17 protein-coding genes and 1 tRNA gene are annotated in these 14,249 nt (G+C 62.9%); 15 read left to right on the top strand and 3 right to left on the bottom strand.

Translation table 11 applies throughout. The annotated features are described in order from the left end of the window. Window positions 1-9 precede the first annotated feature (9 nt). The 9 genes from secY to SJH88_RS04150 all read left to right on the top strand — a co-directional run bounded on the left by secY (window position 10) and on the right by SJH88_RS04150 (window position 6,525). Window positions 10-1,323 carry a preprotein translocase subunit SecY gene (gene secY, locus SJH88_RS04190; RefSeq protein ID WP_042417440.1) on the top strand — a complete coding sequence of 438 codons (1,314 nt, stop codon included), beginning with the start codon at window positions 10-12 and terminating at the stop codon, window positions 1,321-1,323. A 138-nt stretch (window positions 1,324-1,461) separates the two neighbouring features. Further along, window positions 1,462-1,575, top strand: coding sequence for a 50S ribosomal protein L36 (gene rpmJ, locus SJH88_RS04185; RefSeq protein WP_003050535.1), 114 nt, complete (start codon window positions 1,462-1,464; stop codon window positions 1,573-1,575). A gap of 22 nt (window positions 1,576-1,597) precedes the next feature. Then, window positions 1,598-1,963, top strand: coding sequence for a 30S ribosomal protein S13 (gene rpsM / locus SJH88_RS04180; protein ID WP_042417430.1), 366 nt, complete (start codon window positions 1,598-1,600; stop codon window positions 1,961-1,963). A gap of 17 nt (window positions 1,964-1,980) precedes the next feature. Then, the gene (rpsK, locus tag SJH88_RS04175) at window positions 1,981-2,382 is read left to right on the top strand and encodes a 30S ribosomal protein S11 (protein WP_042417426.1); all 402 of its coding nucleotides are present in this window, start codon (window positions 1,981-1,983) and stop codon (window positions 2,380-2,382) included. 91 nt (window positions 2,383-2,473) lie between these two features. Next, window positions 2,474-3,097 (top strand): 30S ribosomal protein S4, encoded by a 624-nt coding sequence (gene rpsD, locus SJH88_RS04170; protein WP_042417422.1) that lies wholly within the window; start codon window positions 2,474-2,476, stop codon window positions 3,095-3,097. 117 nt (window positions 3,098-3,214) lie between these two features. Further along, window positions 3,215-4,213, top strand: coding sequence for a DNA-directed RNA polymerase subunit alpha (locus SJH88_RS04165; RefSeq protein WP_043383860.1), 999 nt, complete (start codon window positions 3,215-3,217; stop codon window positions 4,211-4,213). A 126-nt stretch (window positions 4,214-4,339) separates the two neighbouring features. Continuing rightward, entirely contained in the window at window positions 4,340-4,720 is a 381-nt protein-coding gene (gene rplQ, locus SJH88_RS04160) for a 50S ribosomal protein L17 (RefSeq protein WP_043383862.1), read from the top strand. 24 nt (window positions 4,721-4,744) lie between these two features. Beyond that, a tRNA-Met gene (locus SJH88_RS04155) sits at window positions 4,745-4,821 on the top strand. Window positions 4,822-5,274: 453 nt separating this feature from the next. Then, entirely contained in the window at window positions 5,275-6,525 is a 1,251-nt protein-coding gene (locus SJH88_RS04150; RefSeq protein WP_274753678.1) for an Hsp70 family protein, read from the top strand. A gap of 109 nt (window positions 6,526-6,634) precedes the next feature. Here SJH88_RS04150 and rsmI read toward each other — a convergent pair whose 3' ends face one another. Further along, the gene (gene rsmI, locus SJH88_RS04145) at window positions 6,635-7,558 is read right to left on the bottom strand and encodes a 16S rRNA (cytidine(1402)-2'-O)-methyltransferase (RefSeq protein WP_274753677.1); all 924 of its coding nucleotides are present in this window, start codon (window positions 7,556-7,558) and stop codon (window positions 6,635-6,637) included. Between rsmI and SJH88_RS04140 the strand changes: the two genes are divergently transcribed. The 3 genes from SJH88_RS04140 to SJH88_RS04130 all read left to right on the top strand — a co-directional run bounded on the left by SJH88_RS04140 (window position 7,558) and on the right by SJH88_RS04130 (window position 9,325). Beyond that, entirely contained in the window at window positions 7,558-7,956 is a 399-nt protein-coding gene (locus SJH88_RS04140; RefSeq protein ID WP_042417409.1) for a YraN family protein, read from the top strand. The genes rsmI and SJH88_RS04140 overlap by 1 nt on opposite strands. 113 nt (window positions 7,957-8,069) lie before the next feature. Continuing rightward, on the top strand, window positions 8,070-8,666 hold the full coding sequence (locus SJH88_RS04135; protein WP_042417407.1) for an SIS domain-containing protein: 597 nt from the start codon (window positions 8,070-8,072) through the stop codon (window positions 8,664-8,666). Beyond that, complete coding sequence (locus SJH88_RS04130) at window positions 8,666-9,325, top strand: BON domain-containing protein (RefSeq protein WP_045265947.1); 660 nt, start codon at window positions 8,666-8,668, stop codon at window positions 9,323-9,325. The genes SJH88_RS04135 and SJH88_RS04130 overlap by 1 nt, the downstream gene beginning before the upstream one ends. 63 nt (window positions 9,326-9,388) lie before the next feature. On the opposite strand, the gene SJH88_RS04125 is transcribed toward SJH88_RS04130, so the two are convergent. Both SJH88_RS04125 and SJH88_RS04120 read right to left on the bottom strand, forming a co-directional pair. Beyond that, window positions 9,389-10,525, bottom strand: coding sequence for a PilT/PilU family type 4a pilus ATPase (locus tag SJH88_RS04125; RefSeq protein ID WP_045265948.1), 1,137 nt, complete (start codon window positions 10,523-10,525; stop codon window positions 9,389-9,391). Window positions 10,526-10,549: 24 nt separating this feature from the next. Then, on the bottom strand, window positions 10,550-11,593 hold the full coding sequence (locus SJH88_RS04120) for a type IV pilus twitching motility protein PilT (protein ID WP_274753676.1): 1,044 nt from the start codon (window positions 11,591-11,593) through the stop codon (window positions 10,550-10,552). 89 nt (window positions 11,594-11,682) lie between these two features. Between SJH88_RS04120 and SJH88_RS04115 the strand changes: the two genes are divergently transcribed. From SJH88_RS04115 to SJH88_RS04105, 3 genes are all read left to right on the top strand, one after another. Then, complete coding sequence (locus SJH88_RS04115) at window positions 11,683-12,402, top strand: YggS family pyridoxal phosphate-dependent enzyme (RefSeq protein WP_274753675.1); 720 nt, start codon at window positions 11,683-11,685, stop codon at window positions 12,400-12,402. Window positions 12,403-12,572: 170 nt separating this feature from the next. Further along, a complete protein-coding gene (locus tag SJH88_RS04110; protein ID WP_274753674.1) occupies window positions 12,573-13,724 on the top strand; it encodes an aminotransferase class V-fold PLP-dependent enzyme in 1,152 nt (383 codons plus the stop codon). Between the two features lie 25 nt (window positions 13,725-13,749). Next, window positions 13,750-14,154 carry an FKBP-type peptidyl-prolyl cis-trans isomerase gene (locus SJH88_RS04105; protein WP_274753673.1) on the top strand — a complete coding sequence of 135 codons (405 nt, stop codon included), beginning with the start codon at window positions 13,750-13,752 and terminating at the stop codon, window positions 14,152-14,154. The last annotated feature ends 95 nt before the right edge of the window (window positions 14,155-14,249 follow it).

Raw genomic sequence — 14,249 nt, 5'->3', positions numbered from 1 at the left:
GAGACATCCGTGGCTACTAGCGCAGCTCAAATTGCAAAAACCGGCAAGTTTGGCGACTTGCGTCGTCGACTGGTTTTTCTGCTGCTTGCGCTGGTCGTGTACCGCATCGGGGCACATATCCCCGTGCCGGGCATCGATCCAGCGCAGCTGCAGCAGCTGTTCAATGGCCAGCAGGGCATTCTCAACCTGTTCAACATGTTCTCGGGTGGAGCGCTCTCGCGCTTCACAGTGTTCGCACTGGGGATCATGCCGTACATCTCGGCATCGATCATCATGCAGCTGATGACCTATGTCGTCCCCACATTTGAGCAGCTGAAAAAAGAAGGTGAAGCGGGTCGTCGCAAGATTACCCAGTACACCCGCTATGGCACTTTGGCTCTGGCAATTTTTCAGTCGTTGGGTATTGCTGTGGCTCTGGAAAGCTCTCCAGGTCTGGTGCTGGATCCAGGCTTTGGCTTCCGCCTCACGGCGGTGGTCAGCCTGACTGCCGGCACCCTGTTCCTGATGTGGCTCGGTGAACAGATCACGGAACGTGGTCTGGGCAACGGCATCTCGATCCTGATTTTTGCTGGTATTGCCGCAGGCTTGCCCAGCTCGATCGGTGGTCTGTTGGAGCTGGTGCGCACTGGTGCCATGAGCATCCTGGCCGCGATCTTCATTGTCCTCGTAGTGGCAGCCGTGACGTACTTCGTCGTGTTTGTCGAGCGCGGTCAGCGCAAGATCCTGGTGAATTACGCACGCCGCCAAGTCGGCAACAAGGTGTACGGTGGTCAGTCTTCGCACTTGCCACTGAAGTTGAACATGGCCGGGGTCATTCCTCCCATCTTCGCTTCCTCGATCATCTTGCTGCCAGCAACCGTGGTGAATTGGTTCAGTGCAGGGGAATCCATGCGCTGGTTGAAGGACATTGCATCGACGTTGACCCCTGGTCAGCCGATTTATGTGATGCTCTACGCAGCCGCCATCATTTTCTTCTGCTTCTTCTATACGGCACTTGTGTTTAATAGCCGCGAGACCGCTGATAATCTGAAGAAGAGTGGTGCTTTCATCCCTGGCATTCGTCCCGGCGACCAGACAGCACGCTACATTGACAAAATTCTGGTGCGTCTGACATTGGCTGGCGCCGTCTACATCACGTTTGTGTGTCTGTTGCCCGAGTTCTTGATCCTGAAGTACAACGTTCCGTTCTACTTCGGTGGTACATCGCTGCTGATTATTGTGGTGGTGACCATGGACTTCATGGCGCAAGTGCAAAACTACATGATGTCGCAGCAGTATGAGTCCCTTCTGAAGAAGGCCAACTTCAAGGCATCAGGTCACTGAGATATGAAGGCCATCCCCCCGGCCCCCGCCGGGAGGAATCCAACAACAGGCAAGTATGAGTGCTCTGCGCTCTTTCACGGTCACAGGCAGTGTCCAGGTGGAAAGAGTGGAACGGATGCAAAGTTTTAGGAGAATGAAATGAGAGTTTCGGCTTCGGTCAAGAAAATCTGCCGCAACTGCAAGATCATCCGCCGCAAGGGTGTGGTGCGCGTGATCTGCACAGACCAGCGTCATAAGCAGCGCCAGGGCTGATTGAAAGTATTAGAGGACTAATATGGCACGTATTGCTGGTATTAACATCCCGCCCCACAAGCATGCTGAAATCGGCCTGACCGCCATTTACGGCATCGGTCGTACGACTGCTCGCAAGATCTGCGAAGCTTGCGGCATCGAGTACTCCAAGAAGATCAAGGAGTTGACGGACGCTGATCTGGAAAAGATCCGTGACCAGTTGGCTGGCATGACTCTGGAAGGTGACCTGCGTCGCGAAACCACGATGAACATCAAGCGTTTGATGGACATCGGTTGCTACCGCGGCTTCCGTCACCGTCGTGGTCTGCCTATGCGCGGTCAACGTACGCGTACCAATGCCCGCACTCGCAAGGGTCCGCGCAAGGGTGCAGCTGCACTGAAGAAATAAGGGATTGAGAGATCACTATGGCTAAGGCACAAAACAACGCTGCAGCACGCGTTCGCAAGAAAGTTCGCAAGAACATTTCCGACGGTATCGCGCATGTGCACGCTTCGTTCAACAACACGATCATCACCATCACCGACCGTCAGGGCAACGCTCTGTCGTGGGCTTCGTCGGGTGGCCAGGGCTTCAAGGGTTCGCGCAAGTCGACACCTTTCGCCGCTCAGGTTGCTTCCGAAGTGGCTGGTCGTGCTGCTATCGAACAGGGCATCAAGAACCTGGACGTCGAAATCAAGGGTCCCGGTCCTGGCCGTGAATCCTCGGTGCGCGCCCTGGGTGCCCTGGGTATCCGTATCACTTCCATCTCGGACGTGACACCGGTGCCTCACAACGGCTGCCGCCCTCAAAAGCGTCGTCGTATCTAATTTTTGTAAGCCCACCGCCACCCGGGGTGTGTCATAACATCCCGGGTGGCTCCCGTGTGTAAGCACGGTAGATGACATAAAGGAAGCTCAAGTGGCACGTTATCTCGGCCCCAAGGCCAAACTCTCCCGCCGTGAAGGCACCGACCTGTTCCTGAAGTCTGCTCGTCGCTCGATCGCTGACAAGGCGAAGTTTGACAGCAAGCCTGGCCAGCATGGCCGCACTTCGGGTCAGCGCACTTCTGACTATGGTCTGCAACTGCGCGAGAAGCAGAAGGTCAAGCGCATGTACGGCGTGCTGGAAAAGCAATTCCGCCGCTACTTCGAAGCTGCTGACCAGAAGAAGGGCAACACCGGTGCCAACCTGCTGGGTCTGCTGGAAACTCGTCTGGACAACGTCGTGTACCGTATGGGCTTCGGCTCGACACGCGCTGAAGCACGCCAGCTGGTGTCCCACAAGGCCATCACTGTAAACGGCCAATCCGTGAACATCCCTTCCTACCTGGTGAAGGCTGGTGACGTGGTGGCAGTTCGCGAAAAGTCCAAGAAGCAAGCCCGTATTGTTGAAGCCCTGCAACTGGCTCAGCAAGTGGGCTTCCCCGCTTGGGTGGAAGTGAGCCTGGACAAGGCAGAAGGTACCTTCAAGCAAGTGCCTGACCGCGACCAATTCGGTGCAGACATCAACGAATCCCTGATCGTTGAGTTGTACTCGCGTTAATCGTAGTTTCGGTTGAGCAATCAACCATCCCGTTCCTAAACCGCGAGGCATCGCGGTTTAGGTGCTTCACCAGCCTTACCGGTGTAACGAGCCGGGGGTATTGAGAGGAAGTTCTGCATGCAAACAAATCTGCTGAAACCCAAGACGATCAATGTTGAGCAGCTGGGTCACAACCGTGCCAAGGTGACTCTGGAGCCGTTCGAGCGTGGCTATGGCCATACGCTGGGCAACGCCCTGCGCCGCGTGCTGCTGTCGTCCATGGTGGGTTATGCAGCGACGGAAGTCACGATTGCTGGCGTGCTGCACGAGTACTCGTCCATCGATGGCGTGCAAGAAGATGTGACCAACATCCTCCTGAACCTGAAGGGCGTGGTGTTCAAACTGCACAACCGTGACGAAGTGACCCTGAGTCTGCGCAAGGATGGTGAAGGCGTGGTGACCGCGCGCGACATCCAGACTCCCCATGACGTTGAGATCATCAATCCTGACCACGTGATCGCCCACCTGTCGCAAGGCGGCAAGCTGGACATGCAGATCAAGGTGGAACAGGGCCGTGGCTATGTGCCCGGCAACGTGCGCCGCTACGGTGACGAGTCGACGAAGTCGATCGGCCGTATCGTGCTGGATGCCTCGTTCTCGCCCGTGCGCCGCGTGAGCTACACCGTGGAATCCGCGCGTGTGGAACAGCGTACCGACCTGGACAAGCTGGTGGTGGAAATCGAAACCAACGGCGCCATCAACGCGGAAGACGCCGTGCGCGCTTCCGCCAAGATCCTGGTGGAACAGCTGGCGGTGTTCGCACAGCTGGACGGCGAGTTCGGCGAAGGCGGCATCCTGCAAGCTGGCGGCAGCCGCTCCAGCGCACAGACGTTCGATCCTATCCTGCTGCGTCCTGTGGACGAGCTGGAACTGACCGTGCGTTCCGCCAACTGCCTGAAGGCAGAGAACATCTACTACATCGGCGACCTGATCCAGCGCACCGAGAACGAGCTGCTGAAGACGCCTAACCTGGGTCGCAAGTCGCTCAACGAAATCAAGGAAGTTCTGGCTTCCCGCGGCCTGACACTCGGCATGAAGCTCGAGAACTGGCCACCAGCAGGCCTGGAAAAGCGTTAATTCGCGAGTCCGGCTATAATCGCTGGCTCTTTGCCTGAGAGGGTGAAGAGCCAGTTATTTTTATCACGTGCACCGGGCGGTACCTGATACGGCCATCCGACCAAACTATCTGAAAAGGAAAGCACCATGCGTCACGGCAACGGCCTCCGTAAACTGAACCGTACTTCTGCTCACCGCAAGGCGATGCTGCAGAACATGATGAACTCCTTGATCGAACACGAAGCGATCAAGACCACCGTCCCCAAGGCCAAGGAACTGCGCCGCGTGATCGAGCCCATGATCACTCTGGCCAAGGTCGACACCGTCGCCAACCGTCGTCTGGCGTTTGACCGCCTGCGCGACCGCGACAGCGTGACCAAGCTGTTCAACGTGCTGGGTCCCCGCAACGCACAGCGTCCCGGTGGCTACACACGCATCCTGAAGATGGGCTTCCGCGTGGGCGACAACGCCCCCATGGCTTACGTGGAATTGGTGGAGCAAGCCGCTGAAACCCAAGCTGCAGAATAATTCTGTGCTATAATTTGGACATATCGCGAGGTGGAGCAGTCTGGTAGCTCGTTGGGCTCATAACCCAAAGGTCGTTGGTTCAAATCCGGCCCTCGCAACCAAATCAAAAACCCTGCTGAAGCAATTCAGCAGGGTTTTTTGTTGTCTGGATGGGGAGGGCACCGCTGCAGTGCCAAGTAATGGCAGGATTGCCGGTGCAGCCCAGAATGCGCCGCCGCCATGGCGAAAGCAAAGTACCGGGCGTGGCTAGTGCTGGGGGCTCTCTGCTTTGTGCTTTGCGATAAGCCTCGGCGTAGTCAAACGCTGGGCAGCGTGTGCTCCACCAGACGCTGGGGCAAAGACCGCCTCCATGCCTGGGGTGGTTCCTGATGGGCCTGCAGATCTGGGCGCAGGCTGCCACAATGGCGCCCCTTTGTTGACCGCAGAATGCACAAAACCATAGCTTCTTGCGCTCGCACAACAAGGTGTTCAGGTGTTTTTCTCTCTGAAAGCCTTGTTGGGCAAGCGCTGGCAGCTCTGGTTTTATGCACTCCGCCTGTTTGAATTTGCTTCGCATGCGCTTGCTTCCCCAGACCACGCTCGGTATCGATTTCGGCACTTCCAATTCCGCCATGGCGTGGCGCAGCGCCGGACAGACGGCACAGCTGGTGCCGCTGGAAGGGCGTGCCGCCGCGATGCCGACGGCGCTGTTTTTCCACTACGAGGACCACAGCACGCACTACGGGCGCGATGCCATGCAGCAGTATCTGGCGGGCGAGGAGGGGCGGCTGATGCGCTCGCTCAAAAGCCTGCTGGGCAGCAGCCTGCTGCAGGACAAGACGGCGGTGCATGGCCAGTTGGCGAGCTACCAGGACATCATCGCCATCTTCCTGCGGCACCTCGCCGCCCAGGCGCAGGCCCACCTGGGCGGCATGCCGGAGCGCGTGGTGCTGGGGCGGCCCGTGCACTTTGTGGACGGCAATCCCGAGCGCGATGCGATGGCCCAGTCTTCGCTGGAGGCCGCGGCGCGTGCGGCGGGATTCCAGGAGGTGGCGTTCCAGCTGGAGCCGATTGCCGCAGCGCTGGACTACGAGCAGCGCCTGAGCTCGGAGGCCTGCATCCTGGTGGTCGACATTGGCGGGGGCACGTCGGACTTCACGGTGGTGCGCCTGGGGCCGCAGCATGCCCACAAGAGTGACCGCAGCCAGGACATCCTGGCCACCACGGGGGTGCACATCGGCGGCACCGATTTCGACCACAAGCTCAACGTGGCCGAGGTGCAGCCGCTGCTGGGCCTGGGGCACCACGGCCCCACGGGGCGCGAGGTGCCCAGCCGGGTGTTCTACGACCTGTCGACCTGGCACCTGATCCAGTGGCTGTACACCGCCAAGGCCTTGCGCGAGGCGGAAGCGCTGCGCACCGACTACAGCGATCGCAGGCTGCATGCCCGCCTGATGCGGGTGCTGCAGGAGCAGGCGGGCCACCGTCTGGCCGATGCCGTGGAGCAGGGCAAGATCACGGCCTCCAGCACCGCGGCCACGGCGCCTCTGGACCTGGGCTGGGTCGAAGAAGGCTTGACCGCCGCCATCAGCTCTGCCAGCCTGGCCACGCATCTGCAGCTGCAGCTGGCCGATGTGGTGCGCTGCGCCGAGGCCTGCGTGGCCCAGGCGGGGCTGCGGACCGACCAGATCACGGCCTTGTACCTGACCGGTGGCTCCTCGGCCTTGCAGACGCTGCGGGATGCGCTGGCGGTGGCGTTTCCGGCCACACCGCAGGTCGCTGGCGACCTGTTTGGGGGTGTGGCTTCGGGCTTGGCCTACGCCTGAGCCCAGATACAAGCGCTGCCGCGCAGGCTGACGGGTGGGCGGTGCCCAGGACCGGCCCATCCCCGTGCTGTGTGCGCCCAGCCTCGCCGGGCGCAGTCCAAGGAGGCGATCAGGCGTTGTCGGCTTCGCGCTTGATCTCCAGCGCGCGGTCATACAGCGTATTGCGGTGGCCGCCCGTGATCTCCGCCGTGAGCTTGACCGCAGTCTTGGTGGGCAGCTCTGCCAGCAGCAATCGCAGCACGCGCTCGGCGTCCCCGCCGTCCTGTTGCACCGCCACAGGGTGCAGCACCACCACAAACTCGCCCTTGCTGCGGGTGGCGTCGGCGTCCAGCCACGCGGCCACGTCGTGGGCCGCATGGGTGCTGATCTGCTCGAACTGCTTGGTGATCTCGCGCGCCAGCGTCACCGGGCGTGGGCCCAGCACGGCCAGGGCCTTGGCCAGGTCCTGGATGCGGTGGGGCGCCTCCAGCAGCACGGTGCAGCGCGGCTCGGCCGCCAGCTTGTGCACGGCCGCCTGGCGCTCGGCGTTCTTGGTGGGCAGAAAGCCGGCAAACACAAAGCCGCCTTTGGTCTGACCAGGCGGCACGCAACCGGCCACGCTGAGGGCACTGGTGATGCTGCTGGCCCCGGGCAGGGGCATGGCACGCAGGCCGGCGGCGGCCACGGCCGCGCACAGGCGGACGCCCGGGTCGCTCACGCCGGGGGTGCCGGCATCGCTGACATACGCAATCCGCTGGCCTTGCTGCAGGCGGGCGATGATGCCGGCGGCCGCCTCGGCCTCGTTGTGCTGGTGCACGGCCAGCAACTGGTGGCCGGGGCGCTCCAGGCCGTAGGAGCGCAGCAGGCCCTGGGTGTGGCGCGTGTCTTCGCAGGCGATCGCGTCCACCCGTTGCAGCACATGCAGGGCGCGCAGCGAGATGTCGGCCAGATTGCCGATGGGCGTGGCCACCACGTACAGGCAAGCCTGGGGATAATTTTGGGAGGCAGCCGCATCATGCGCTGCTGTCAATGCCGAAGCGAAAGAGGCACTCAATGTTCTTCCTTGGGAAAAAGCCACAGACCGCTGCACCGGCCACGGCCGCACAGTTGCGTGGCCGGGCGGGCGAGGACCGGGCCCTGGCGCATTTGCAGGCACGGGGCCTGCGCTTGCTGGTGCGCAATTATCAAGCGCCTGGGCGCGCAGGGGGCGAGATCGATCTGATCCTGCAGGATCCGCAGGGGACGGTGGTCTTCGTCGAAGTGCGCAGCCGCAGCCGTGCGGACTTTGGCGGGGCCGGTGGCAGCATCGGTGCGGCCAAGCGCCAGCGCGTGGTGGCGACCGCCCAGCATTGGCTGCAGCGGCATGGTGCCGCGTGCCCGTGCCGCTTCGATGTGGTGCTGATCGAGGGCGAGCAGCTGCAATGGCTGCAGGCCGCCTTTGATGCGGGCTAGTGGCCCGGCGGGCCGACCGGCGGCGGGAACTTCAGAAAACGGTTGGCAATCCGACTCCGTGTTAACCGAACGCTACAAAATTCGACAAAGCACGCAGGTATCATCCCTATCCCATGCTTGAGCAACGAATCCAACAGCATTTCATTGACAGCGCCGACCTGAAATACCAGTCTGCGCAGTCCTTGAGTGCGCCCATTTCGGCGGCCGTCCAGGCCTTGCTGGCCTGCATCACCGGCGGTGGAAAAATCCTGGCCTGTGGCGCCGGCGTGTCGGCCAGCCAGGCCCAGATGTTTGCCAGCCTGTGCGTCAGCGGCTTTGAGCGCGACCGTCCCGAGCTGGCGGCCGTGGCCTTGTCGGCCGACAGCGGCTTCCTGGCCTCGGTGTCCGGCGCAGCCGGCTTGTCCGCCCACTACCTGGCGCGCCAGGTGCGGGCCCTGGGGCAGGCCAGCGATGTGCTGCTGGCCATTTCCATCACCGGCAACGACCACAGCCTGCTGGAAGCCGTGGAGGCCGCGCACGAGCGCGACATGATGGTGGTGGTGCTGACGGGCCACACTGGGGGGGCACTGGCCGCGCGCATGCGCGAAACCGATGTGCTGATCTGTGTGCCCCATGAACGCCCCGCACGTGTGCGGGAAACGCACGATCTGGTGCTGAACTGCCTGTGCGATGGGGTGGATACCCAATTGCTGGGCGAACAGGAGATGTGATGAAACGAGGATGGTGCCGTACAGGCTTGACCTTGGTGGCTGCCGGCGTGCTGGCTGGCAGCTTGACCGCCTGCGTCCCGCTGCTGCTGGGCGGCGGCGCGGTGACGACGGCCCTGGTGGCGTCGGACCGCCGCACCTCGGGCATGTACCTGGAGGACGAGCGGATCGAGCAAAGCGCGGCGGCCAAGCTGCGTGAAACGCTGAAGGAAGGGACACGCGCCAGCGTGACCAGCTTCAACCGCCTGGCGCTGGTGACGGGCGAGGTGCGCTCCGAGGCGGAAAAGGCCGAGGTCGGCCGCACCGTGGCCAGCGTGGAAAACGTGCGCAACGTGGTCAACGAGGTCGAGGTGGTGCCCTTCATTTCCTCTATCGGCCAGCGTAGCCGCGACACGCTCCTGACCAGCCAGGTGAAGGCCAGCCTCATCGACGCCAAGGACTTGCAGGCCAACACCATCAAGGTGGTGACGGAAATGAACGTGGTCTACCTGATGGGCATCGTCACCCCCCGCGAGGCCCAGCGTGCCGCCGAGATCGCACGTGGCGTGAACAATGTGCGCAAGGTGGTGCGCGTGTTCGAGAACATTTCGGAGCAAGAGCTGGCCAGCTACAACACGCGCCAGCAGCCGGCACCGGTGGAGCAGGACCCCGCCGCGAAGTGAGCGGGTGGCCTGACCCCATAAAAAAGCCCGGCACTGCCGGGCTTTTTTATGGGTCGCCAGGGATCACAGGATGCGGAAGTGCTCGGTACCCGCCGCCAGGTCGGTGTTGTGGGCACGTTTGCTGTGCAGCTTGATCTGCAGGCGCAGGTCGTTGACCGAGTCGGCATTGCGCAACGCGTCCTCGTACATGACGGCGCCGCTTTCGTAGAGGTCGAGCAGCGACTGGTCGAAGGTCTGCATGCCCAGCTCGCGACTTTTCTTCATGATTTCCTTGATTTCCACCACGTCGCCCTTGGCGATCAGGTCCGAGATCAGTGGGGTGTTGAGCATCACCTCCAGCGCGGCCACACGGCCCTGGCCGCCTTCTTTGGGCAGCAGGCGCTGCGAGATCATGGCGCGCAGGTTCAGCGACAGGTCCATCAGCAGTTGCTCGCGGCGCTCTTCCGGGAAGAAGTTGACGATACGGTCCAGCGCCTGGTTGGCGTTGTTGGCGTGCAGCGTGGCCAGGCACAGGTGGCCGGTTTCGGAGAACACGATGGCGTGCTCCATGGTTTCGCGGTCGCGGATTTCGCCCATCAGGATTACGTCGGGCGCCTGGCGCAGCGAGTTCTTGAGCGCCGCCTCCCAGCTGTCGGTGTCCAGCCCCACCTCGCGCTGGGTGATGATGCAGTTCTTGTGTGGGTGCACGAACTCGATGGGGTCTTCCACCGTGACGATATGCCCCTCGGAGTGTTCGTTGCGCCAGTCCACCATGGCCGCCAGCGAGGTCGACTTGCCCGACCCGGTGGCCCCCACGAAGATGCACAGGCCACGCTTGGTCATGGCCACCTCCTTCAGCACCTGGGGCAGGCCCATGCCGTCGATGGTGGGGATGTCGGCCGGAATGGTCCGCAGCACCATGCCCACGCGGCCCTGCTGGATGAAGGCGTTGACGCGAAAACGCCCGATGCCGGCGGGCGAGATGGCGAAGTTGCACTCCTTGGTGCGCTCGAACTCCGCCACCTGCTTGTCGCTCATGATGGAGCGTGCCAGCATCAGGGTGTGCGTGGGCACCAGCGGCTGGTCCATCAGCCGTGTGACCTTGCCGTCGACCTTGATGGCGGGCGGAAATTCGGCGGTGATGAACAGGTCGCTGCCCTTGCGCGCCACCATCAGCTTGAGAAGGTCGTTGATGAATTTGCTGGCCTGATCGCGTTCCATGTCGCTCTTTCTGATGTACAGCGTTTAGCCGGGGAAGTTGTCTGGCGATTTGGCCTTGCCGCGCGCTTCGGCGGCGCTGATGACGTTGCGGCGCACCAGCTCGGTCAGGTTCTGGTCCAGGGTCTGCATGCCGACATTGCTGCCAGTCTGGATGGCGGAGTACATCTGGGCCACCTTGGCTTCCCGGATCAGGTTGCGGATGGCGCTGGTGCCCAGCATGATTTCGTGCGCAGCCACCCGGCCGTTGCCGTCCTTGGTCTTGCACAGCGTCTGCGAGATCACCGCCTGCAGCGACTCGGACAGCATCGCGCGCACCAATTCCTTTTCCTCGGCCGGAAATACGTCGATGATACGGTCGATGGTCTTGGCGGCGCTGGAGGTGTGCAGGGTGCCGAACACCAGGTGGCCAGTTTCTGCGGCCGTCATCGCCAGGCGGATGGTTTCCAGGTCGCGCATTTCACCGACCAGGATGCAGTCTGGGTCTTCGCGCAGCGCCGAACGCAGGGCCGCGGCAAAGGAGTGCGTCATCGGACCGACTTCGCGCTGGTTGACCAGGCATTTCTTGGAGTTGTGCACGAATTCGATCGGGTCTTCCACCGTCAGGATGTGGCCGTGCTCGCTGTTGTTGAGGTGGTCGACCATGGCCGCCAGCGTGGTCGACTTGCCCGAGCCGGTGGGGCCGGTGACCAGCACCAGCCCGCGCGGCTTGAGCGCCAGGTCGGCCAAAATCTTGGGGGCGTTCAGTTCTTCCAGCGTCAGCACCTTGCTGGGAATCGTGCGGAACACGGCGGCCGCACCGCGGTACTGGTTGAAGGCGTTGACACGGAAACGCGCCAGCCCGGCGATCTCGAACGAGAAGTCCACCTCCAGGTTTTCTTCGTAGGCCTTGCGCTGGCCATCGTTCATGATGTCATAGACCATGGCGTGCACCTGCTTGTGGTCCAGCGGCTCGACATTGATGCGGCGCACGTCGCCGTGCACGCGGATCATGGGTGGCAACCCGGCGGACAGGTGCAGGTCCGACGCCTTGTTCTTCACGCTGAAAGCCAGCAGGGTGGTGATGTCCACGGTAGTTCTCCCTCTCGCAAGCCGCATCCGGGGGCGGATGTCCCGGATCCGGGTTCCGGCTTGTATGGTTTGGTACGCTCGCAAAGATTATGACCACGATTGCCAGCAAGCTTCAAAGCGTATACGCACAGATTGGCGACGCCTGCCAAAAGTGCGGCAGACAGCCCACAGAGGTGGCGTTGCTCGCCGTCTCCAAAACGTTTCCGGCCGAGGCCGTGCGCGAAGCCGCACTGGCGGGCCAGCGGGCGTTTGGCGAAAACTACATCCAGGAGGCCGTGGACAAGATGGCGGCCGTGCGCGCCATGGCCGACGTGCCCGCGCTGCAATGGCACTGCATTGGCCCCATCCAGAGCAACAAGACCCGGCTGGTGGCCGAGCACTTCGACTGGGCCCACACCGTGGACCGCGACAAGATCGCCCAGCGGCTGAACGACCAGCGCCCCGACGGGCTGGCGCCGCTGCAGGTGTGCATCCAGGTGAATGTCGATGGCGGCGCCAGCAAGTCCGGCTGTAGCCCCGACGAAGCGGTGGCCCTGGCCCAGGTGATTGCCGGGATGCCGCGCTTGTGCCTGCGCGGGGTGATGAGCATTCCCGACCCACAGGCCGACGACGCCGCCATGCTGGCCGTGCACCGGCAGGTGGTGGCCGTGTTTGCGCGCATCCGGGACAGCGTGCCGGGCCTGGCGCAGTGGGACACCATCAGCCTGGGCATGACGGCGGACATGCACACCGCGATTGCGGCGGGCAGCACCCTGGTGCGCGTGGGCAGCGGCATCTTCGGTGCGCGCGACTACCGTCCGCAGGCCTGACGCGGCCTGGCCGGCGCGCGGTCGTATAAAGTGTATACAGTTTGTGTGAACCCGCTCGCCGCCCGGCAACCTGCGTGCTAAGCTGGATCGGCTGTGCGCGTGCACGGGGTGCCGCGCGAATCGGTGGCGGTCTGGCCGGCATGTGCGCCTAACCACAATTCGGAGAAAACATGCCCGGACTTTTGCCTGAAATCGATCCAGACGGCCTGCTGGAATTCTCGGTGGTTTACACCGACCGCGCCTTGAACCACATGTCCCAGCGCTTTGCCGGCGTGATGCAGGACATCCTGGGCACGCTCAAGCAGGTCTACCACGCCCACACCGCCGTGCTGGTGCCGGGCAGCGGCACCTTCGGCATGGAGGCCGTGGCGCGCCAGTTTGCCAACGGGCAGAAGGTGCTGATCGTGCGCAACGGCTGGTTCAGCTACCGCTGGACGCAGATTTTCGAGGTCGGCAACTTCGGCCTGGGCGGTGGCGCCGTGGTCTGCAAGGCGCGCAAGCAGGGGGCCGGCAGCCAGGACCCGTGGGCGCCATGCGCCGCGCAAGACGTGGCCGCGACCATCCGCGCCGAAAAGCCCAAGGTGGTGTTTGCCCCGCACGTGGAAACCGCCAGCGGCATCCTGCTGCCCGACGACTACATCCGCACCATCAGCGATGCGGCGCACGAGGTGGGCGCCCTGATGGTGCTGGACTGCGTGGCCTCCGGCGCGATGTGGGTGGACATGGTCAAGACCGGCGTGGACGTGCTGATCAGCGCGCCGCAAAAGGGCTGGAGCAGCTCGCCCTGCTGCGCCATGGTGATGCTGTCCGAGCGCGCCCGCCAGGCCATCGACGGCACGCAAAGCTCCAGCTTCTCCTGCGACCTGAAGAAGTGGATGCAGATTGCCGAGGGCTACGAGAAGGGCCAGCACGCCTACCACACCACCATGCCGACCGACGCGCTGGTGCGCCTGCGCGACGTGATGCTGGAGACCCGTGCCTATGGGTTCGACAAGGTGCGTCAGGAGCAGATCGAGCTGGGCGCCCAGGTGCGCGCCCTGCTGGAGTCGCGCGGCTTTCCCAGCGTGGCCGCCGAAGGCTTCAAGGCCCCGGGCGTGGTCGTCAGCTACACCACCGATCCCGGCATCCAGAGCGGCAAGAAATTCCTGGCCGTGGGGCTGCAGACCGCGTCTGGCGTGCCCCTGCAGTGCGATGAAGGCGCGGATTTCCAGACCTTCCGCATTGGCCTGTTCGGCCTGGAGAAGTGGCACCACGTGGACCGCACCGTGGCCCACCTGAGCGCGGCGCTGGATGCCATCGGCGTGCCTGCGGCGCAGGCATGATGGCGTTTTGACGCAAAGGAATGCCATGAAAAATTGGATCTGTGTGGCCGCAACCAGCCTGCTGGCGCTGGGCAGCGCGCATGCCGCGGCGGAAACCACGGCCAGCGGCCTGGTCTATGAAGCCATCACCGTGGGCACGGGCGCCCAGCCCGCGCCCACCGACACCGTGCGCGTGCACTACCGTGGCTGGTTCCCGGAAACGGGCAAGGAGTTCGACAGCTCCATCGCCCGCGGGCAGCCGGCGGAATTTCCGCTGAACCGCGTCATCCCCTGCTGGACCGAGGGCGTGCAGAAGATGAAGGTGGGTGGCAAGGCCAAGCTGGTGTGCCCGCCGTCCATCGCCTACGGCAGCCGCGGCGCCGGTGGTGCGATCCCGCCGAATGCCACGCTGCACTTCGAGGTGGAACTGCTGGGCGTGAAGGGCAAATAAGCGCCCTGCAAAATCAATAGCTGCTAGCGCTCGTCAAAAAATAATTTCAGCATCAAAACCATCTGAAGTGTTTGATTGGCTTGCGCAAGCAGCTA

The sequence above is a fragment of the Comamonas sp. GCA5 genome, from assembly GCF_036541385.1.
Lineage (GTDB): Bacteria > Pseudomonadota > Gammaproteobacteria > Burkholderiales > Burkholderiaceae_C > Comamonas > Comamonas aquatica.
The sequence above is the reverse complement of the archived record's forward strand: the minus strand, read 5'-3'. Positions and strand labels throughout refer to the sequence as shown.